The organism is Streptococcus sp. HMSC065E03 (assembly GCF_001815045.1).
Taxonomy (GTDB): Bacteria; Bacillota; Bacilli; order Lactobacillales; family Streptococcaceae; genus Streptococcus; species Streptococcus parasanguinis_AD.
Genome location: NZ_KV818853.1, coordinates 259,579 through 280,406, shown reverse-complemented (window position 1 = coordinate 280,406; position 20,828 = coordinate 259,579). Strand labels below are relative to the sequence as shown.

The following is a 20,828-nucleotide window of genomic DNA, read 5'->3' as shown; positions in this document are numbered from 1 at the left end:
CTCTTAATCTTTTAAGAGAGCATGAGTGGGGCATTCTTTAATAGCCTCGAGAACATCGTTTGTGACAGGGACTTCCTTTTCAAGGAGGTCGTCCTCTTCAGCAGCAAATTTAACGATGCCATTGTCATGGTAATCAAATAATTCAGAATAGGTCTGACAGAGACCGCAAGCGATGCAACGATCTGGAATTAACGTAACTTTCATACTTCTATTGTAATGATTTTTACGAGAAAAAACAAGGAGGAAGTCATGGCAAAAGAACCATGGGAAGAAGATATTTACGATGATGGAGAAGAAACATTGAAAAGAACGAGTAAGTTAAACGGAATCAAGGCAGATCGTCTATTGACGATTTTAGCCATTATTTTCTTTGTAGTAGTAGTGGCGATGGTCTGCTTGTTGATTTTCCTTTCAACAGGTGGCAGCAACAAATCAAAACAAATGTCTGGTTTCTACAATGGAGAGACTAAGGTTGAACAGAAATCATCAGCCCCTGCAGCACAAACTGACCAAGCGGCTAAAGACGATAGTTCAAAAGATGAGAACTCTGAAGAAGGTACGATCACTGTTCAAGCAGGTGAAGGGGAAGCAGCGATTGCTGCGCGTGCTGGTATTTCCATTGCCCAATTGGAACAGTTAAATCCTTCTCATATGTCTACAGGATCATGGTATGCGAATCCTGGCGATGTCGTTAAGATTCAGTAGGAGTTGAGGACAGCATGAAACAAATTCAAATTGCCATTGATGGACCGGCTTCTAGTGGAAAATCTACGGTTGCAAAGATCATTGCCAAGGATCTAGACTATACGTATCTAGATACGGGGGCTATGTATCGTGCAGCGACTTACCTAGCTTTGCAAAATAATCTGACAGCCGAACAGGTAGATGACTTGTTAGCCCTTTTAGATCAATATCCAATTAGTTTTGGTCGTTCGGAAGAAGGAGAGCAACTTGTTTTTGTAGCAGACGTGGATATTACCCATCCAATTCGTGATAACCAAGTGACCAATAATGTTTCGTGGGTCGCAGCGCTTGCGCCTATCCGTGAAAAGTTGGTGGCTCTTCAGCAAGAGATTGCAGAGAAGGGTGGAATCGTCATGGACGGTCGTGATATTGGGACAGTTGTCTTACCAAATGCAGAGCTGAAGATTTTTTTGGTCGCTTCTGTTGAGGAGCGGGCAGAACGTCGCTACAAGGAAAATGTTGAAAAGGGCATCACAGCGGATCTTGAATTGTTAAAAAAAGAAATCGCTGAACGTGACTATAAGGACAGCCACCGTGCTGTGTCTCCTTTGAAACCTGCAGCAGATGCCATTCATTTTGACACAACGGGTGTTGGAATTGCAGAAGTTGTGGCCTTTATTGAAGAAAAAGCAAAAAAACTTCTTGACAAAGAATAAAAAACTTGATATCATATAAAAGTTGAGAAAAGCAGAAGTGAGAACTTCTCGCCTTGTGACGCAAGTTGCCTGGCCCCTACGGATCAAGTTTCAGTAATGAAATACATCATGTAGTTCGGGCCTGTATTGCAGGTCCGTTCTTTGTTTTTCTCGAATAATAAAAAAGAGGTGAAAACCATAGCAAAGCAAGACTTATTCATCAATGATGAAATTCGTGTACGTGAAGTTCGCTTAATCGGTCTTGAAGGTGAGCAATTGGGTATCAAACCACTTAGCGAAGCGCAAGCACTTGCGGACGACGCTAATGTTGACTTGGTTCTCATTCAACCTCAAGCTAAACCTCCTGTTGCGAAAATTATGGACTACGGTAAGTTCAAATTTGAGTACCAGAAGAAGCAAAAAGAACAACGTAAAAAACAAAGCGTTGTGACCGTGAAAGAAGTTCGTTTGAGCCCAGTGATTGACAAGGGTGATTTCGATACAAAACTTCGCAATGCTCGCAAATTCCTTGAAAAAGGAAATAAAGTGAAGGTATCCATTCGCTTTAAGGGTCGTATGATTACCCACAAAGAGATTGGTGCTAAAGTTTTAGCCGACTTCGCTGAAGCGACACAAGATGTGGCGATCATCGAACAACGTGCTAAGATGGATGGACGTCAAATGTTCATGCAATTGGCGCCAGCAACTGACAAGAAATAATCTGTCAGAAAGTTAAAAAAAGGAGAAAATATCATGCCAAAACAAAAAACACACCGCGCATCAGCTAAACGTTTCAAACGTACAGGTTCTGGTGGACTTAAACGTTTCCGTGCTTACACTTCTCACCGTTTCCACGGAAAAACTAAGAAACAACGTCGTCATCTTCGTAAAGCATCTATGGTGCATGCAGGAGATTTCAAACGTATCAAAGCAATGCTTACTCGCTTGAAATAATCGCGTATTCGTAAGTAAAGAATTCTAGGAAATATTGGAGGAAATATAAATGGCACGTGTTAAAGGTGGCGTTGTATCACGCAAACGTCGTAAACGTATTCTTAAATTAGCTAAAGGTTACTATGGAGCTAAACACATCTTGTTCCGTACTGCAAAAGAACAAGTAATGAACTCTTACTACTATGCATATCGTGACCGTCGTCAAAAGAAACGTGACTTCCGCAAATTGTGGATCACACGTATCAATGCGGCAGCTCGTATGAACGGACTTTCATACTCACAATTGATGCATGGTTTGAAATTGGCTGAGATCGAAGTTAACCGTAAAATGCTTGCTGACTTGGCTGTTAACGATGCAGCAGCTTTCACAGCTCTTGCAGATGCAGCTAAAGCAAAACTTGGTAAATAATTTTTACAATAGGCTGGGCAAAAGTTGTCCAGCCTTTGATGTATGATAGAAATAACTGTATGACGCAGTGGTTGATTGGTATCTTTATTCGCTTTTTAAGCTCTAAAGATGACCTATGTTGACGGAAACTATGTTTCCTTTATCTGCAACCTTCAACAGTCTCCCAGACTGTTGAAGCTGTGCGGGGGTGGGAAAACGAACTCTTTTTTACTAGTCAGAGTTCTTTCCCACTCCCTTTTTTTCTTGTTGATTTCATGCTATAATGAAAATAATCGTAAACGATATGAGGAGAGATGGAGGATACAAAGGTGACACACAATCGACTAGCATGGGATGAATATTTTGCAGCACAGGCCTTACTGATTTCGAATCGAGCGACATGTAATCGAGCGAAAGTAGGTGCTGTTCTAGTTAAGGATAATAAGGTCATTGCAACAGGTTATAATGGATCCGTTTCTGGGACAGATCATTGTCTAGAGGATGGCTGCCTCATGGTCGAGGGACATTGTGTCCGGACGATTCATGCGGAAGTCAATGCGATTTTGCAAGGAGCTGAACGTGGAATTCCAAAAGGGTTTACAGCTTATGTGACGCATTTTCCTTGTCTCAATTGTACCAAGCAATTGCTTCAAGTTGGATGCAAGCGAGTGGTATACATTCATCAGTACCGAATCGATGAATATGCCGAATACCTCTACCGCGAAAAAGAAGTAGAACTGGTCAATTTACCAATTGAAGAAGTGAAAAGAGCTATTGCAGAGGCTGATTTTATTTAGGGAAAATTTCCAGCCTATTTCATGATATGTTAGCAATCTAATTGGAAACCTGTCCAAATTAATGTTTAAGAGATAGCATTGAATAGATGGCTATCATGAAAAGAATGATGGAATCAAGAATAATGGTGTTAACGGAAAAACATAAAAATATAAGAAAGGTAGGAGAAAGTGATGACAAACCAAGAGAAACATTTTGAGGAAAATAAAGAGCATCGTAAGATCAGTGAAGATTATCCCAATTCTATATTTGTTCAGAATCCTCCAAAAGAAAATAGCTTACATTCTATTCTTCTTTCAGTTACCTTTTACTTATCCATTATCTATCTTGTATTGTTTGCCTTTTCCTTTAATATTTTGGGATTTTTCGTGTTGTTGATTTTTCTAACACCAAACTTCTTAGGTGTTGCTATTGGGACCATTTTACTTAGACTAGGGATGAAGAAGAGGAATAAAAGCCTTCTCTATGCGAGTTTCGGACTTTATCTGCTGTCTATCATCTTGGGTTATGATCTAGATTGGGAAATTTTTCGAATCGCTCCGTTACTGCTAGGTATTCTGGTTTTGATTGGAACACTCTTAGTTGAAGAAGAAAAAAGCTATTAATTAAAAATGGGTATAGTCAACTCTACTCAATAAAAAGTATTCGGGTCGATCAAAGAGATAGTTAAATCAGTTCATCCGCTCTATTTTTAAGCGCTATTATTTGAAAGAATAACAAAAAATGTTAGAAGAAAGTTATGACAGATCAACAAAAGAATCCTGAAGTAGATAAAGAAAATGAGTCATATGCTTCAGATGAAAGTCTTTTTCCGAACAATGAAATGAAGCCAGAGAAGAGAATTGGAAATTCTGTAATCCTTTCTATTGCTTTGTTCTTGGCCATTGTTTATATAGTTTTACTTTTATTAGGTCTCTTTTCAATGGGAGCGTGGGCTGGTGGCTTTTTGTACTTTTTGGGTATCCATATGATTAGCTTTGTGATTGCAACTATCCTGCTTTGGAATGGAAATGTGAATGGCAATAAAGCAACTCTTTATATAGCAGCAGCTATTTATGTTTTTTCATTTATTGCTGCGGGTGATCCGGATTGGCTGATTAATCATATACCACCGCTTGTGGTAGGAGTGATGGTATTGATTGGAACTGTATTGTTAAAAAATGAAGAGTGATGATAGCAGGTAGGATGTTCAATCCTATCTTTTTTATTAATTCCTGAGAGTAAGCGAGGAAAACGATTACAAACTATGTTATAATTTAAATAAATGAATCGTTAAATACTTTTCTTAGAAAGCGGAGGAGAATCTATGTCTAGAAAAAAATGGTATGGTATACTGCTAATTCTTGAAGCAATTCTTTATCTTGTTTCTTATGGTAGTAGTCTAGTAGAGAGCTATAATGTCCAAAATTTAAATGGAAATACACCACTGTTCACTGTCTCTAGTATTTTTTCTATATGGAATGGAATGATTATTTGCTGGGTAATTTGGAGAATCATGAAGCAGCGTTTAAATGTTGAAGGATTGATAGCTGCTCTTCTCCTCTCAATTACCCAACTACTGATGTTTTTTTTACCACCTTTCTCCCCAACAAATCTGATGAACATTTCCTTTGTGCTAAATATCATTTGTTTAATATGGATTTGCCTGCTTATAAAGAATGTAGAAATGAGGGAGCTTTTAAACAATTGGAAAAGTAAAGATGGTTGGAAATCATCGATAGCTTATTTAGTACTATTTGTTTCCTCTACAAATATTTCTCCACTATTTATATTGGTTGGTATGGATAGAACGAGTGACATTTACGCTTTTACACTTCGATACATTTTAATGGAGTTAATGTTTTTACTTCTGATTAATGCTATGATCACAAGTACAAGTGAGAAACTTCAGAAAGTATTTTCTCTCTTGCTCATTTTATCTTCTCTTGTTGTGATAGGTGCAGTATACTCTTTCATCTCTCGTATAAGCTTTTACGGTCTCTTTTATCTTCTCTTATCGATTTATATTGCTTGTCGTGTTTTTAGTTTACTTGAGAAAGTTGCAGTTAGCTGGGAGTCCAAGGTGAAAGTACAAGATCTATCATCTATTGACACTAAACCAGAGATGGCGGACTCTCAAGTAGAAGGAGACATAGATGTAAACGATCAGTTGAATGCTGATATACAATCAAACAATGATAAAGAAAATTCGCCAAAGAGGATCATTCTTCATTCGTCTTGGTTATGGAGCGCCCTTATAATAGCAGTCTGCCACCTTGGTATTATGATTTTTCCTTTATTTTTAGGAAACCCTATGTATCTACTGATCTTATATATTGGTGCCATCCATTATATTTGTTTTATGATTGCGATTTTCATCCTTTTCATAGCTATGAGGAATGGAAATGTGGGTCTCTTAAATACATCAGCCGTCTTATTTATTGTTTCCATCATAGGTACGCTAGATCCTTATTGGACAGGTCCAAATATTTTATCCTTGGTTTTAGGAGTCCTGGTATTTATTGGAGGTATATTATTTAAAAATGGAGACTGATTAAAGTAGATAGGGTTGAAAATTTTTAAAGAACTGTTATCATTTAAGTAGGTGGTAGGTTTTCGAGTACCCATTGGTACGCGGACGCCTACCATTTTTGAAGATAAAAAAAGCACCGTGTGAGGGTGCTAGATCTTGCTGCTGAACTCGTAAATGATTGATACCCTAAGGGGTATTTTTTTGTGAACTTTTTAGGAACTTTAAGGACTGTATAAGTCAGTTTAACTGGGTAGTGCATAGACCGAAAAAGCTGATTTAATGGGCTTTTTGAAAAATCATTTTCCATATCATATGTAATGTGTTATAATGAAGTGTTATATGGTCCCGATAAGGTGGTAGAAATCTTCTATCAGTACTTTGTAACTCTATAACAATATTTTTTAAGGGGGGACATTTTTATGTCAGAACGTAAACTTTTCACGTCTGAATCAGTATCTGAGGGGCATCCAGATAAGATTGCAGACCAAATTTCAGATGCTATTTTAGATGCTATTTTAGAGCAAGATCCAGAAGCTCACGTAGCTGCCGAAACAGCTGTTTATACTGGTTCCGTGCATGTCTTTGGTGAGATTTCAACGACTGCTTATGTGGATATTAACCGTGTGGTTCGTGATACCATTGCAGAAATTGGTTATACCAATACGGAATATGGATTCTCTGCTGAGACGGTAGGAGTACACCCATCTTTGGTGGAACAATCTCCTGATATTGCCCAAGGGGTTAATGAAGCCTTGGAAGTTCGTGGAAATGCAGATCAAGATCCACTTGATTTGATTGGAGCTGGAGACCAAGGTCTCATGTTTGGTTTTGCGGTGGATGAAACAGAAGAACTCATGCCATTGCCAATTTCACTCAGCCACAAGTTGGTTCGTCGTTTGGCAGAGCTTCGTAAGTCTGGGGAAATCAGCTATCTTCGTCCAGATGCCAAATCACAAGTTACTGTTGAGTACGATGAAAACGACCGCCCAGTACGCGTGGATACAGTGGTTATTTCAACTCAACACGATCCAGATGTCAGCAATGAACAAATCCACGAAGATGTGATTAACAAGGTCATCAAAGAAGTGATTCCAGCTTCTTACCTAGATGAGGAGACTAAATTCTTCATCAACCCAACTGGTCGCTTCGTTATCGGTGGGCCTCAAGGGGACTCAGGTTTGACAGGTCGCAAGATCATTGTTGATACCTATGGTGGTTATTCACGTCACGGTGGTGGTGCCTTTTCTGGTAAGGACGCAACTAAGGTGGACCGTTCCGCTTCTTATGCAGCTCGCTACATTGCCAAGAATATCGTGGCAGCAGGTCTTGCTAAGAAAGCAGAAGTGCAATTGGCTTATGCCATTGGGGTTGCTCAACCTGTCTCTGTTCGTATTGATACCTTTGGTACTGGAACAGTCGCTGAAAGTAAGCTTGAAAAAGCAGCACGTGAGATCTTTGATCTTCGTCCTGCAGGGATTATTCAAATGTTGGATTTGAAACGTCCAATCTACCGTCAAACAGCAGCTTATGGCCATATGGGACGGACAGATATCGACCTTCCATGGGAACGTTTGGACAAGGTAGAAGCCTTGAAAGAAGCTGTAAAATAATTAGTTGAAATGGAAAAGTTAGGGTCAAGTTGATCCTAGCTTTTTTTCGTTTTGAAAATTCCTACAGATGGAAAAATAGGTCGATCTGTGGTATAATAGATGCAGTATTTTGAATACGTTGTCCCTTTTATTTCCGTTTCAAAAAACGATAGTAAAAGGAAAAAGACTTGAAAGAGCTAATAAATTATTAAGATGAAAAAAATTGTAATAAATGGTGGTCGCCCTCTAAAAGGAGAGGTGACCATTAGTGGTGCAAAAAATAGTGTAGTAGCCTTGATTCCGGCGACCATTCTGGCGGATGATATCGTGACCCTTGATGGGGTACCGGATATCTCCGACGTGGCGAGTCTGATTGAAATCATGACCATCATGGGGGCTAAGATCGAGCGCAAAGAAGACAGTTTGATCATTGATCCACGTGGGGTGAAGAATATGCCCATGCCATTTGGAAAAATCAACAGTCTGCGAGCTTCCTATTATTTCTATGGCAGCTTATTAGGACGCTATGGTCAAGCAACTGTTGGGCTTCCTGGTGGGTGTGATCTTGGCCCACGTCCGATTGATTTGCATTTGAAGGCCTTTGAAGCGATGGGAGCCGCTATGACCATGGATGGCTCTAGTATGAAACTTGCGACTGATGGCAAGCCTCTTCAAGGAGCAAACATCTACATGGATACTGTTAGTGTCGGTGCAACGATCAATACGATTTTGGCAGCAGTCAAGGCTGAAGGCCGGACGGTGATCGAAAATGCTGCGCGGGAACCTGAGATTATCGATGTGGTGACCTTGCTCAACAACATGGGAGCCCATATTCGTGGAGCAGGAACAGACATTATTATCATTGATGGTGTTCCACAATTGCATGGAACGAGACATCAGGTGATTCCAGATCGCATCGAAGCTGGAACCTATATTGCCCTTGCAGCTGCTATTGGAGAAGGTATCCAGATCAATAATGTCCTGTATGAGCATTTAGAGAGCTATATTGCTAAGTTAGAGGAAATGGGTGTGCGCATGACCATTTCTGAAGATAGTATCTTTGTAGAAAAGCAGACAGGCTTGAAGGCCATCCAGATCAAAACGTCTCCTTATCCTGGTTTTGCGACTGATTTGCAACAACCGATCACACCTTTGCTCTTAACGGCTGCAGGACGTGGACGCATTGTTGATACAATTTATGAAAAGCGGGTCAACCATGTACCAGAATTGGCTAAAATGGGGGCCAACATTTCGACCTTGAACGACCACATTATTTATGAAGGGCCAAATCAATTGACAGGATCCAGTGTGAAAGCGACGGATCTTCGAGCTGGTGCGGCTTTAGTGATCGCCGGTCTCATGGCTTCTGGAACAACAGAAATTACAAATGTGGAATACATCCTTCGCGGGTATTCAGATATTATTCATAAATTGACCCAACTTGGAGCAGACATCCAGTTGGTAGAGGAATAGTGACAGAACTAGGAATCTGATAGTGGCGGCTGGATACACGAACAATGGAGTTTGAAATGAATATTTGGACGCACTTAGCTGCCTATTCACTAATTGAAACACAAAGGTTGTATTTACGACCTTTTCTCTTTGAGGATGCGGAAGATTTTTATAAGATTGCTTCGAATCCTGATAACCTACAATTTATCTTTCCTGCTCAAGCCGATCTTGCTGAAACTCAATATGTACTAGCCAACTATTTCATGAAAAATCCTTTGGGGGTTTGGGCGATCTGTGATAAGGAAACCAATCAGATGATCGGCTCCATTAAGTTTGAAAAGTTGGATGAGATTAAGGGTGAGGCTGAGTTAGGCTACTTTTTACGCAAAGATTTTTGGGGAAAGGGTCTGATGACAGATGCGGTCAAAGAGTTGGTTTATCTATCATTTGAGAAATTTCAACTGAAGGAGCTTAAGATTGTCACCCATGTTGAAAATGCAGGGAGTCAAAAGGTCGCTTTAAAGGCTGGTTTTCGTCTTTTTCGTCAATTCAAAGGGAGTGACCGATATACGCGTAAAATGCGCGATTATTATGATTTCCGCCTAGGTAGAGGGGACTTCTATGAGTAAACACCAAGAGATTTTAGACTATCTCGAAAAATTGCCGATTGGAAAACGGGTCAGTGTCCGCAGTATTTCCAACTTTTTGAATGTCAGTGATGGGACGGCTTATCGGGCTATTAAAGAAGCTGAAAATCAAGGAATTGTAGAAACGCGTCCTAGAAGCGGGACTATCCGTGTCAAATCGAAAAAAGCTGTACTAGAGCACTTGACCTATCGGGAAATTTTAGAAATCACTGGCTCTGAAATATTAGCAGGTGAGGAAGGTCTCGAAAAAGAATTTAATAAATTTTACATCGGTGCCATGACGGAAAAGCACGTCCTAGACTATGTGTCTGAAGGTGGGCTTTTGATCGTGGGAGACCGCACTAGCATCCAACGATTGGCTCTTAAGCATGACAATGCGGTCTTAGTGACGGGTGGCTTTGAGGTCAGTGAGGATGTGATTGATCTGGCCAATCAGGTGCAAATCCCAGTCATCCGAACTTCACACGATACCTATACCGTCGCGACCATGATCAATAAGGCCTTGTCTAACATGCAGATCAAGACGGATATCTTGACAGTAGAACAGGTCTATCGGCCCTTCCATGAGTACGGCTATCTTTCTGAGACGGATACGGTCCGGGATTATTTAGATTTGGTTCGAAAGAATCGCTTTAGTCGTTTTCCGGTTGTCAATCAGCACCAGATGGTAGTGGGCGTCGTGACCATGAGAGATGCTGGAGATAAGGCGCCTCAGACGACCCTTGATAAGGTGATGTCACGGACCATTTTTACCACTAATTTGTCCACCAGCATTGCGACGATTAGCCAACGGATGATCGCTGAAGATTATGAAATGATTCCTGTTGTTCGTAATAACCAGACCTTGCTGGGTGTTATTACGCGTCGGGATGTCATGGATCGGATTAGCAAGGTGCAGTTTTCGAGCTTACCAACCTTTAGTGAGCAAATTGGTCAAAAGATTCAAACAGAGAACGACCATTACCAATTCACAGTGGAGCCAAGTATGCTGGAGAAAAGCGGTGTTTTGGCCAATGGGATCATGATCGAAGTGCTGATGAAGGTTATTCGCAAGATGATGCAACACAGTGGGCGTAGCTTGATTGTCGAACAGTTGATCATCAATTTTTTACAGGCTGTACAGGTGGATGATGTGATCCGCATTGAACCACAGCTTGTTCGGCGAACCAGACGTTCGGCCTTGGTTGATTTTAGCTTGTATTTAGATCTGCAGCTAGTCGCGAAAGCAACCATTACGATTAAGATTAATTAAACAAAAGAAATGAGGAGACAATGATTACATTAAAATCACAACGTGAAATTGAAGCTATGGATCGTGCGGGAGATTTCCTTGCTAGCATCCATATTGGATTGCGTGACTTGATAAAGCCAGGGCTTGACCTATGGGAAGTAGAAGAATATGTCCGTCGTCGCTGTAAAGAAGCCAATGTCTTGCCGCTTCAAATCGGTGTAGAAGGTAGTCTCATGGACTATCCTTATGCGACTTGCTGTGGTTTGAATGACGAAGTAGCCCATGCTTTTCCACGTCATGTCATTCTCAAAGATGGTGATCTCCTCAAGGTAGACATGGTCTTGTCAGAACCACTGGATAAGTCTGTTTTGGATGTATCGAAACTAGATTTTGATAATGTGGGGCAAATGAAGAAATACACTGAGTCATACAGTGGTGGCTTGGCGGACTCTTGCTGGGCTTATGCGGTGGGAAATGTTTCGCAAGAAGTCAAAGATTTGATGGACGTGACCAAAGAATGTCTCTATAAGGGAATTGAGAAAGCGGTCGTTGGCAATCGCTTGGGGGATATTGGTGCAGCGATTCAAGAGTATGCAGAAAGCAAAGGCTATGGCGTGGTGCGTGATTTGGTCGGACACGGTGTCGGGCCTACCATGCATGAAGAACCAATGGTCCCACATTATGGTCGTGCTGGACGCGGTCTTCGCTTACGTGAAGGGATGGTCTTGACGATTGAGCCAATGATTAATACCGGTACTTGGGAGATTGATACAGATATGGAAACTGGTTGGGCCCATAAGACCCTTGACGGTGGCCTTTCTTGTCAATACGAGCATCAATTTGTGATTACAAAAGATGGTCCAGTGATCTTGACTAGTCAAGGTGAAGAAGGAACATACTAAAAAATAGAGAGGAAAGAATGGAGCTGAAGGCAAGTGTCTGGTTTCGCTCTTTGCTCTTTTTTAGTAAAATGGGGAGGTGACGAATGAAAAAGGTCCTACAAAAAATACTGGGACAGCCATTTATAAAAGGCTTCGTGCGATTTTATCAGAGTGCAGAGTCTGATATCACTAGCATTGCGGTTGCCTATTATTTGCTGATCTCCATTTTCCCTTTGATGCTGATTGCAGCCAATATTCTGCCTTACTTTCATATTCGTCCCACTCAGATTCTTTTAAGCTTACAGAAGGTTTTGCCAGCCTCCTTATATCGAATAGTGGCACAGATGATTTCGAGTGTCTTGACCAAACCTTCGACAGGCTTACTGAGTTTCTCGATTATTTCTGCTTTGTGGATCTTCTCTCAGAGCATTGCCTACCTCCAAAAAGCCTATAACAAGAGTTATGGGGTGGAAAAGGAGCGTGGTATTATCTGGGGGCGACTCTTTAGCTTTCTGATCAGTTTTGCCTTGCAGGGCTTGTTTGGACTCTCGCTGATCCTTTCCATGTTTGGGAAAATGATCGTTCGTTATCTCTATAAGACCTTTTCATTTGATCGGACGATTTATGTGCGCTTACTGAATTTGACAGAGCCGACCATCTATCTCTTACTTTTTGTCAGTCTGGTCTTGCTCTATTACACCCTTCCAAATGTCAAAATTCCGAAATTTAGATATGTATTGCCAGGGGCGACCTTTGTTGTTGCTGTCCTGTATGCGATCTTGAATATCTTTTGGAAATATGTGGATCGTTATGTGAGTCATTTCTTAGATGCTCGTTTCTTCGGTTCGGTCGTCCTAGCGGTCATCATGTTCTGGTTTATCTTGGTGGCAAAAATCATGATTATTGGTTGTATTTTAAATGCCAGTATCCAATTTGCTAGAGAAGCAAAGTTCCAAACGCGCAGTGGAGAAATTGTCTCTAAGTTAAAATCAGAAGAAGTGGACTTTCGGCATAGAGAAGTTTCACAAAAATTAAAGCTTCGGTTACGCTTGATAAAAAAAGAAAAAACGGAATAAGAGAGAGTGGGACAGAAATCGGTAATTCGTTAGAATTCGATTTCGTCGTCCCTCCTCCGCACAGTTGAGTAGGGCTGTAAAAGCTGATGGAATCAGCGTAGTAGAGCCCACTCAACGACTGCGTCTTGCTCGACAATTCAAAAATAATTGAGAGGCTAGGACTTTTGTCCCAGCCTCTTTTTTTCTTATCTATCTTTATTGCATTTGCAACAAAAATGTGTTATGCTATTGTCAATAGGAAAGGAGGAGTAAGATGAGTATTTTGCGTGAGATTGGCATCATTGCGAGAGCACTGGATTCTATAGCAAATATTGAATTTCGAGATTTGGATCTGGCGCGTGGTCAATACCTCTACCTGGTGCGAATTGCCGAGCAACCTGGAATGATTCAGGAAGAACTCTCTGAAGTCTTGAAAGTAGATCGATCCACCGTTGCAAGGTCTGTAAAAAAACTAGAAGAACGAGGACTGATTCAGCAGCGTCCAAGGGGTGAAAACCTTAAAATCAAGGAATGGGAATTAACTGAAAAAGGTAAGCAGATTTACCCCTTCATTTTAGGGGAGCATCTTTACTCTGAAAAAACTGCCTTAAAAGGATTTTCCAAAGAAGAAGTCGCACAGTTAGAGGAGTATCTCATCCGAGTTCGTGAGAATATCACCTTGGATTGGGAGCTAGTCAAAAAAGGTCAAAAAAGAAATTATAGTGAGGTAAAGCAATGAAAGTGACAGTCGATCAAGCATTTTGGGATTTATTTCCAACAGCTAGAATTACAGTGATGTCCTTGTATGGTATTGATAATACAGTAGATGAAGCCAAGGATCCTTATTTCAAAGAATTGTTGGACAAGGGTACCAAGAGAGCATGGGAATTTATTGATGAAGAAAACTATACCCAGAGTGAGTTCGTTCAAGAGTGGCGCCAAGCTTTTAGCAAGTTTAAAACAAAAAAAGGAGCCCGATCTTCAATCGAAGCACTCTTAAAACGGGTTCACCAGGGACGTGAATTCTATCCGATTAATCCTTTGGTGGATCTTTACAATAGCGTGTCGATGGCTTATGCCCTTCCTTGTGGAGGAGAAGATATGGATAAATTGGTGGGTGGCCTCTCTCTAGGTCAAGCGAAAGGAGGCGAACCTTTCTTTCCATTAGGAGCTGACGAAGATGCGCCAGCTTTGGAAGGGGAGATCATCTACTACGACCAAGAAGGCGCCGTTTGCCGTTGTTTGAATTGGCGTGAGGCTCAAAGAACCATGTTAACAGAAGATACCAAGGACGCTATTTTGGTGATTGAAGCCATCAATGAGGAGCAGGCCAAACGGGCCCAAACAGCTATGCAGGAATTGAAAGATCTAGCCAAGGATTATTTTGGGGTTGAAGGCACCATCTATCAATTAAGTGCAGAGCATGCAAGTATAGAAGTTTAAAAGAATAAGGCTGAAACAATCGTTTCAAGCCTTGTTTTTATTTTTAAAGACAAAGAGTTTACTAAAGACGTAATTGAGGACCACAATGGCCACTTGTGCAAAGAGGGTTTCAATCAGATTGATCTGGCTTTTGTTATTGTGGACAAATTGCCCGATAATTCCTGGGAATTGCTTGACAAAAATCTCGGTCAAGGCCATATCCAGTATAAAGGTCCCAGAGCGCGCAATTGCAAATCGGATCAAGCGCTGAAACCAGCCCTTTCTTTCTTGTTTAAAGACAATGGTATCGTTGGTCGCAAAGGCAAAGAGGATCCCAGCAATGTTTCCAATAGCTGTCGCTAATCGTTCATCACGAGACACATGATAGATGAAGAGACGGGTTCCGACAGAAACAATGGTTGTGGCAACTCCAAAAAATAGATAGGATAAAATCTCATTATCAAAAAAATTTTTAATTAGTGTTTTCATAAATTCAGTCTACCATAAAACCTCAAAATATGCTATACTTGAAAGGTTGAAGAAATCAAACTTCAACTCTTGGTGCTTAAGATCCTTTCGCCAAGCATATTACACGCGGGAAAACCGCTAAAGGAGAATAGATGAAACAGTTAACTGCTCGTGATATGGCGCAAATTGCCATTGTTGCTGCGATTTATATCGTATTGACCATTACCCCACCTCTCAACGCTATGGCCTACTATGGCTATCAATTCCGTGTTTCGGAAATGATGAATTTCTTAGCTTTTTACAATAAGAAGTACTTGATTGGGGTGACGCTTGGTTGTATGATTGCTAACTTATTTAGTTTTGGATGGATCGATGTCTTTGTCGGTGGAGGTTCAACCTTTGTCTTCTTAGGACTTGGACTCATTCTATTTGGTCGATTCAAAAACAAGTTCTTGTTTGACGGTCTTATTCGCTTGGACCATTTCTTGTTTGCGATTTTCTTTTCCATCTCCATGTTTACGATTGCCTTGGAACTATACTACCTTCAAGGCCAACCATTCTTCTATAACTGGTTGACTATGGGATTGGGTGAATTCGCATCCTTGATTTTTGGAGCGATTGTGATCAATCAACTTTCTAAACGGATCGATTTTACAAAATAAGAAAAGGGAGCTTTGGCTCCTTTTTTTAATGCTAAGAATGCAGTAAATTCAAGGCTAAATTAAGATTTTATGATAAAATAAGAACATGAAAACCAGAATAAAAGAATTAGTGGAATTACTCAATCGATATGCTTACGAGTATTACACAAAAGACGCTCCATCTGTTTCAGATAGTGAATATGATCAATTATATCGGGAGTTGGTGGAACTAGAAACCGCTCATCCTGATGAGATCTTACCAGAGAGTCCAACTCACCGTGTAGGTGGGGTGGTTTTAAAAGGCTTTACCAAATACCAGCACCAGTATCCCCTTTATAGTTTGCAGGATGCTTTTTTGCGTGAAGAATTAGAAGCCTTTGATCAGCGTGTCCGTAAGGAATTTCCTTCTATCAGCTATGTATGTGAGCTGAAAATCGATGGCTTGTCCATTTCCCTCACCTATGAAAATGGTGTCCTCGTAACGGGGGCGACACGTGGGGATGGTTCTGTCGGTGAGGATATTACAGAGAACCTCAAGCGGGTCAAGGATATTCCTTTGGTGTTACCAGAGCCAGTGAACATCACGGTTCGAGGCGAGTGCTACATGCCACGGGCTTCCTTTGATCGGGTCAATCAAATTCGTCAAGAAAATGGTGAGCCGGAGTTTGCTAATCCGCGGAATGCTGCTGCAGGAACGCTTCGCCAATTGGATACGAAAATCGTGGCCAAGCGAAATCTCGCAACCTTCTTGTATCAAGAAGTGAGTCCAACTGATCAAAGCAGTCAGGAAGGCGTACTTGAGAAATTAGCCCGCTTAGGGTTTGTTGTGAACCAAGAGCGAGTGCTGGCTGAGGATATGGAACAAATTTGGGACTTCATCCAGAAGGTAGCTCAGCTTCGAGAGGATCTTCCCTACGATATCGATGGGATCGTCATCAAGGTCAATGATCTAGCTGTTCAAGAAGAACTAGGCTTTACCGTAAAAGCTCCTAAATGGGCTGTCGCCTATAAGTTTCCAGCTGAAGAAAAAGAAGCGAAAATCTTATCGGTGGATTGGACGGTTGGACGGACCGGAGTTGTGACCCCAACTGCCAATCTAACTCCAGTCCAGCTAGCCGGAACCACTGTTAGTCGGGCAACCTTGCACAATGTGGACTATATTGCTGAAAAAGACATTCATCAGGATGATATCGTCATTGTCTACAAGGCGGGTGATATCATTCCAGCGGTCTTGCGTGTTGTCAAAGATAAGCGAGTCTCTGATCAAGCATTAGCCATTCCAACTCATTGTCCGAGCTGCCAGAGTGAGTTGCTTCATTTTGAGGATGAGGTGGCCCTTCGCTGTATCAATCCGCTCTGTCCAGCACAGATTAAGGAAGGATTGAACCACTTTGCCAGTCGGGATGCTATGAATATCACAGGCTTGGGTCCAGCTGTTGTAGAGAAACTCTTTGCAGCTCAGTTAGTAGAGGATGTGGCAGGGATCTATCGCCTAAGCGTAGAGGATCTATTGACCTTAGAAGGCTTTAAAGAAAAATCTGCTGAAAAACTCCATGAAGCCATTCAAGCTTCAAAAGAGAATTCAGCTGAGAAGTTACTCTTTGGTTTGGGGATCCGCCATGTCGGTAGCAAGGTTAGTCAAATCTTGCTCCAAGAATTCCATGACCTCGATCAATTGGCAACAGCTGATCCAGAACGGATTGCCAGCATTGATAGTCTCGGTATGGTCGTGGCTGAAAGCCTTAAGAGTTATTTCGCGCAAGAAGGATCCAAGCGCCTCTTGCAAGAGCTCAAAGAAGCTGGTGTCAATATGGCTTATCTTGGTGAAAAAGTCGCTGCTGATGCGGCCCTATCAGGAATGACAGTCGTTTTGACTGGGAAGCTAGAGCGACTCACACGTTCAGAAGCAAAGGCAAAATTAGAAAGTCTGGGCGCTAAGGTAACTGGATCGGTTTCCAAAAAAACAGATTTGGTCGTTGCAGGTAGTGACGCTGGTAGCAAGTTAACCAAAGCACAAGAATTAGGAATCCAGGTAGAAGATGAGGCCTGGCTTGAAAGTTTATAGAGGATCTTTATGGTAGAACGAATCAAAAAAGCCCGTTTAATTTATAATCCGACCTCTGGGCAAGAAATTATCAAGAAAAATATTGCGGAAGTCTTGGACGTACTCGAAGACGTGGGCTATGAAACCAGCGCTTATCAAACGACTCCAGAACCATTTTCTGCCCAAAATGAGGCAGAAAGAGCCGCTAAAGCAGGCTTTGATTTAATCATTGCCGCTGGTGGAGATGGTACGATTAACGAAGTGGTCAATGGGGTTGCAGGTCTGGAAAATCGTCCGCAGATGGCCTTTATCCCGACCGGTACCACCAATGACTATGCGCGTGCCTTGAAGATCCCGATGGGAGATCCTGTGGCGGCTGCTCGCATTATCGAAAAAAATCAAACCATTCAGATGGATATTGGTCGTGCCTATGGTAGCAAGTATTTCATCAATATTGCTGCAGCAGGAACCATGACAGAATTGACCTTCAGTGTTCCAAGTAGTGTTAAATCTCGCTTGGGTTACTTTGCCTATGTGGCTGAAGCAGCTAAAATGTTGCCACGAAACAAGGCTCGTAAGGTGCGGATTGAGCACGACAATGGTGTCTTTGAAGGGCCAGCGTCTATGATTTTTGTGGCTCTTACCAACTCGATTGCTGGTTTTGAAAGTGTCGCGCCAGATGCTAAGCTTGATGATGGGAACTTTACCTTGATTATCGTAAAAACTGCTAAGCTCTTTAACATGTTGTCCTTGATGATTCAGGCCATTAATGGAGGCAAGCATGTGCACGATGAAAATGTAGAATATCTCAAGACCAAGAAGTTGACGATCGAAATGTTAGGGAAAAATGCTCAACCATTCCGCATCAATCTAGATGGGGAATACGGAGGAGATACTCCAGTTGAATTGGAAGTCTTTCATAATCACTTGGAATTTTTTGCGAATATTGATGAAATCAACAACGATGCTTTGGTTCACACATCTGAAGAATAAAAACAAATAGTTGGAACCATGTCCGTGTTTCACGAGCGAATGGTTCCTTCGGTATCAAATTGGAAATAGGAAAATGTTATGCGACAATACCATGTAAAGCTTCATTTTCATAAGCAAAAAGGAAATTATTTTGCCTATGATATGTGGCAATGGCAGGATCAAGTAGAAGGAAAATCAGTCTCTTTCTCCAAGTTGGATTATTTTGGAGTAGAGGGAAATCTGGTATACGAGAGTGAGGATGCCTTGAATCGGGGTCATGTCTTGGTTAAAGAAGGAGATTGGCTCACCAAAACCCGTGATTTTGAAATCGAACTCTTACCAGAAGGGCATGTTCGAGAAGTTTGGATTCTCGATGGGGACGATACTGTCTATTATTCTTTGCAAGCTGCTTTGACGAGTCATGCCTACAGCCATCGTCAGCCTCATGCCTACGATATGGCAATGCGTCCTAGAGAGTTTGATGCTAAATGGGCGTATCAAGGCTGGCTTGGTCATCGTGACGAAGAAGGGGAGTATTGCTTTAAGCTGTGGGCCCCTACTGCTAAGAAAGTTGAATTGTTGCTCTATCAATCAACAGAGTTGGATGCGCCTATTTGGAAGACTATTCCAATGATGCGTGGCAAACAAGAGTCTAGCTACCATCCAGAAAACACCCAAGGTGTTTGGATTCTAGATTTTCTAGGAAATTTAAGTGGCATGGCTTATCAATATCGTGTGCATTTTGAACACCAGACTCAAGTGACGCGCGATCCTTATAGCATTGCAACGACAGCCGATGGAATGCGCTCAGCCATTCTCTCAAGAGCAGATCGTCAGTTTGATTGGGGCACTAAAAAAGGCGCCGATGTGACTCCCTGGCGCCTGGATAATCCTTGTCAAGCAGTGATCTATGAGATGCACCTTCGGGATTTGACCAAGTCACCGACATCAGGTGTGGACGAGTCTTTGCGTGGGACCTATCTGGGGGCTTGCCAAGAAGGAACCGTCAATAGCCATGGCGATGCGACTGCCTTTGATTATATCCGTCAGTTAGGGGTCAATGTCGTGCAATTACAGCCGATATCTGATCGCTATAAACAGTACGATGAAGAAGGTCGTGTGACCTACAATTGGGGTTACGACGTTCAGAATCATTCTGCACCAGAAACCAGTTTTTCAACGGATCCATCCAATCCAAAACAAACCATGAAAGAGCTTAAAACGATGATTCGGGCTTATCATGAAGCTGGGATTTCTGTAGTCATAGATGTGGTCTACAATCATACCTACTCAACTGAGCATGGTCCTTTCCAAAATACAGTTCCGGATTATTATTACCGGATGGAGCCAGATGGGCGCTTCCAAAATGGGACAGGTGTCGGTAATGAGACGGCAAGTGAGCATGAAATGTACCGCAAGTACATGATTGATTCCCTTACGCACTGGGTCAAAGAGTACCAGATCGATGGTTTCCGCTTTGATTTGATGGGCATTCACGATGTAAGGACGATGAATGCTATTCGGGAGGCAATGGACGCTCTGGATCCTCGGATTCTTCTTTACGGAGAAGGTTGGGACATGGGAACAGGTCTCGCACCAGAGGACAAGGCTAAGAAGGACAATGCAGCGCAATTGCCCCGAATTGGATTCTTTAATGATACGGAGCGTGATGCTATTAAAGGGGCTGAGGTTTATGGTTCCATCAAACGTGGCTTTGTCAGCCGAAAATCAACAGAGAATATCGTTGCGCGTGCTGTTTTAGGTAGTGCGGAGCTTGGCAATTATTTAAGTCCCAATCAGGTCTTGAATTATGTGGAAGCTCACGATAATTATAATCTTTTTGACTTGCTTCAGACCCTTCATCCGAATGAAGAAGTAGCAGGATTGGTCAAGCGCTCAGAGTTGGCTACGGCCATGAATCTGCTCTTTCAGGGCATGGCCTTCATGCAATTGGGTCAAGAGTTTATGCGGTCCAAATTGGTAGCGACAGGTCCTGATGGAGAAATCACACCTTTGGATCGTGAACGGGCCATGAATTCCTACAATGCTCCAGATTTTGTGAATCAGGTCAATTGGGATCTGGTCAGTCAAAACAAGGAATCAATTGCCTATATCCGAAGCTTGATCAATTTGAAGACAAGTCTTCCTGTCTTAGAGCTTGAAAGCTATGATAAAATCTATCAACAAGTCTTTATTCAATCTGCAACTGATACCAGTGGTCTTGTCATCTATGAACTAACAGGAGACAAGAAGTACTTGGTCATCTTCAACGCCAGCGGACTTCCTTACTACCTCCAAAATTCAAATAAATTGAAATTGATGGTTGGGAATAGTCGTCATAAACGACCATTCTACGTGGAGAATTTAACAGCTTCTGTTTTTGAAGTCCTAGACTAAG

The 20,828-nt window shown here is 41.8% G+C and carries 23 protein-coding genes, 1 riboswitch and 1 other annotated feature; of the genes, 21 read left to right on the top strand and 2 right to left on the bottom strand.

The window, feature by feature from the left end:
* Nucleotides 1-3 precede the first annotated feature (3 nt).
* A complete protein-coding gene (locus tag HMPREF3002_RS08070; protein WP_003006690.1) occupies nt 4-204 on the bottom strand; it encodes a ferredoxin in 201 nt (66 codons plus the stop codon).
* Nucleotides 205-249: 45 nt separating this feature from the next.
* Here HMPREF3002_RS08070 and HMPREF3002_RS08065 point away from each other — a divergent pair, with 45 nt between their 5' ends.
* The 17 genes from HMPREF3002_RS08065 to HMPREF3002_RS07985 all read left to right on the top strand — a co-directional run bounded on the left by HMPREF3002_RS08065 (nt 250) and on the right by HMPREF3002_RS07985 (nt 14,326).
* The gene (locus HMPREF3002_RS08065) at nt 250-705 is read left to right on the top strand and encodes an SAG1386/EF1546 family surface-associated protein (protein ID WP_003006692.1); all 456 of its coding nucleotides are present in this window, start codon (nt 250-252) and stop codon (nt 703-705) included.
* A 14-nt stretch (nt 706-719) separates the two neighbouring features.
* The gene (cmk, locus tag HMPREF3002_RS08060; RefSeq protein WP_070666070.1) at nt 720-1,400 is read left to right on the top strand and encodes a (d)CMP kinase; all 681 of its coding nucleotides are present in this window, start codon (nt 720-722) and stop codon (nt 1,398-1,400) included.
* Nucleotides 1,401-1,423: 23 nt separating this feature from the next.
* Nucleotides 1,424-1,552 (top strand) — a sequence feature (ribosomal protein L20 leader region).
* Between the two features lie 16 nt (nt 1,553-1,568).
* The gene (infC, locus tag HMPREF3002_RS08055; RefSeq protein ID WP_003003721.1) at nt 1,569-2,099 is read left to right on the top strand and encodes a translation initiation factor IF-3; all 531 of its coding nucleotides are present in this window, start codon (nt 1,569-1,571) and stop codon (nt 2,097-2,099) included.
* 33 nt (nt 2,100-2,132) lie between these two features.
* Nucleotides 2,133-2,333 (top strand): 50S ribosomal protein L35, encoded by a 201-nt coding sequence (gene rpmI / locus HMPREF3002_RS08050; RefSeq protein WP_003003453.1) that lies wholly within the window; start codon nt 2,133-2,135, stop codon nt 2,331-2,333.
* A 49-nt stretch (nt 2,334-2,382) separates the two neighbouring features.
* Nucleotides 2,383-2,742 carry a 50S ribosomal protein L20 gene (gene rplT / locus HMPREF3002_RS08045; RefSeq protein WP_000124834.1) on the top strand — a complete coding sequence of 120 codons (360 nt, stop codon included), beginning with the start codon at nt 2,383-2,385 and terminating at the stop codon, nt 2,740-2,742.
* Nucleotides 2,743-3,050: 308 nt separating this feature from the next.
* Nucleotides 3,051-3,518 carry a deoxycytidylate deaminase gene (locus HMPREF3002_RS08040; protein WP_049490930.1) on the top strand — a complete coding sequence of 156 codons (468 nt, stop codon included), beginning with the start codon at nt 3,051-3,053 and terminating at the stop codon, nt 3,516-3,518.
* A gap of 171 nt (nt 3,519-3,689) precedes the next feature.
* Nucleotides 3,690-4,121 (top strand): hypothetical protein, encoded by a 432-nt coding sequence (locus tag HMPREF3002_RS08035; RefSeq protein WP_070666067.1) that lies wholly within the window; start codon nt 3,690-3,692, stop codon nt 4,119-4,121.
* Between the two features lie 134 nt (nt 4,122-4,255).
* Nucleotides 4,256-4,687 carry a hypothetical protein gene (locus tag HMPREF3002_RS08030; protein WP_070666064.1) on the top strand — a complete coding sequence of 144 codons (432 nt, stop codon included), beginning with the start codon at nt 4,256-4,258 and terminating at the stop codon, nt 4,685-4,687.
* 135 nt (nt 4,688-4,822) lie between these two features.
* Nucleotides 4,823-6,049, top strand: coding sequence for an ABC transporter permease (locus HMPREF3002_RS08025; RefSeq protein WP_070666061.1), 1,227 nt, complete (start codon nt 4,823-4,825; stop codon nt 6,047-6,049).
* A gap of 398 nt (nt 6,050-6,447) precedes the next feature.
* The gene (gene metK / locus HMPREF3002_RS08020; protein ID WP_049497327.1) at nt 6,448-7,638 is read left to right on the top strand and encodes a methionine adenosyltransferase; all 1,191 of its coding nucleotides are present in this window, start codon (nt 6,448-6,450) and stop codon (nt 7,636-7,638) included.
* 192 nt (nt 7,639-7,830) lie between these two features.
* Complete coding sequence (locus tag HMPREF3002_RS08015) at nt 7,831-9,090, top strand: UDP-N-acetylglucosamine 1-carboxyvinyltransferase (RefSeq protein WP_070589247.1); 1,260 nt, start codon at nt 7,831-7,833, stop codon at nt 9,088-9,090.
* A 56-nt stretch (nt 9,091-9,146) separates the two neighbouring features.
* Complete coding sequence (locus HMPREF3002_RS08010) at nt 9,147-9,698, top strand: GNAT family N-acetyltransferase (protein ID WP_070666058.1); 552 nt, start codon at nt 9,147-9,149, stop codon at nt 9,696-9,698.
* Nucleotides 9,691-10,968: a CBS-HotDog domain-containing transcription factor SpxR gene (gene spxR / locus HMPREF3002_RS08005; RefSeq protein WP_070666056.1), complete on the top strand. Its 1,278-nt coding sequence runs from the start codon at nt 9,691-9,693 to the stop codon at nt 10,966-10,968. Before HMPREF3002_RS08010 ends, spxR begins: the two co-directional genes overlap by 8 nt.
* 20 nt (nt 10,969-10,988) lie before the next feature.
* Nucleotides 10,989-11,849, top strand: a complete 861-nt coding sequence (locus HMPREF3002_RS08000; protein WP_070666053.1) for a methionyl aminopeptidase — start codon at nt 10,989-10,991, stop codon at nt 11,847-11,849.
* Between the two features lie 83 nt (nt 11,850-11,932).
* Nucleotides 11,933-12,904, top strand: coding sequence for a YihY/virulence factor BrkB family protein (locus tag HMPREF3002_RS07995; protein ID WP_070666051.1), 972 nt, complete (start codon nt 11,933-11,935; stop codon nt 12,902-12,904).
* Nucleotides 12,905-13,157: 253 nt separating this feature from the next.
* Nucleotides 13,158-13,622: a MarR family winged helix-turn-helix transcriptional regulator gene (locus HMPREF3002_RS07990; protein ID WP_070660317.1), complete on the top strand. Its 465-nt coding sequence runs from the start codon at nt 13,158-13,160 to the stop codon at nt 13,620-13,622.
* Nucleotides 13,619-14,326 carry a B3/B4 domain-containing protein gene (locus HMPREF3002_RS07985; protein WP_070666048.1) on the top strand — a complete coding sequence of 236 codons (708 nt, stop codon included), beginning with the start codon at nt 13,619-13,621 and terminating at the stop codon, nt 14,324-14,326. Before HMPREF3002_RS07990 ends, HMPREF3002_RS07985 begins: the two co-directional genes overlap by 4 nt.
* A gap of 24 nt (nt 14,327-14,350) precedes the next feature.
* Here HMPREF3002_RS07985 and HMPREF3002_RS07980 read toward each other — a convergent pair whose 3' ends face one another.
* Nucleotides 14,351-14,794, bottom strand: a complete 444-nt coding sequence (locus tag HMPREF3002_RS07980; protein ID WP_070666045.1) for a GtrA family protein — start codon at nt 14,792-14,794, stop codon at nt 14,351-14,353.
* 28 nt (nt 14,795-14,822) lie between these two features.
* A riboswitch (PreQ1 riboswitch) is annotated at nt 14,823-14,928 on the top strand.
* Between HMPREF3002_RS07980 and HMPREF3002_RS07975 the strand changes: the two genes are divergently transcribed.
* The 4 genes from HMPREF3002_RS07975 (at nt 14,926) to pulA (ending at nt 20,827) form a co-directional block, all read left to right on the top strand.
* Nucleotides 14,926-15,435 carry a QueT transporter family protein gene (locus HMPREF3002_RS07975; protein WP_049471983.1) on the top strand — a complete coding sequence of 170 codons (510 nt, stop codon included), beginning with the start codon at nt 14,926-14,928 and terminating at the stop codon, nt 15,433-15,435. Its footprint overlaps the riboswitch before it by 3 nt.
* Before the next feature lie 85 nt (nt 15,436-15,520).
* On the top strand, nt 15,521-17,479 hold the full coding sequence (gene ligA / locus HMPREF3002_RS07970) for an NAD-dependent DNA ligase LigA (protein ID WP_070666042.1): 1,959 nt from the start codon (nt 15,521-15,523) through the stop codon (nt 17,477-17,479).
* A 9-nt stretch (nt 17,480-17,488) separates the two neighbouring features.
* On the top strand, nt 17,489-18,451 hold the full coding sequence (locus HMPREF3002_RS07965) for a diacylglycerol kinase family lipid kinase (RefSeq protein ID WP_003014385.1): 963 nt from the start codon (nt 17,489-17,491) through the stop codon (nt 18,449-18,451).
* 78 nt (nt 18,452-18,529) lie between these two features.
* The gene (pulA, locus tag HMPREF3002_RS07960; RefSeq protein ID WP_070666039.1) at nt 18,530-20,827 is read left to right on the top strand and encodes a type I pullulanase; all 2,298 of its coding nucleotides are present in this window, start codon (nt 18,530-18,532) and stop codon (nt 20,825-20,827) included.
* Nucleotide 20,828 lies beyond the last annotated feature (1 nt).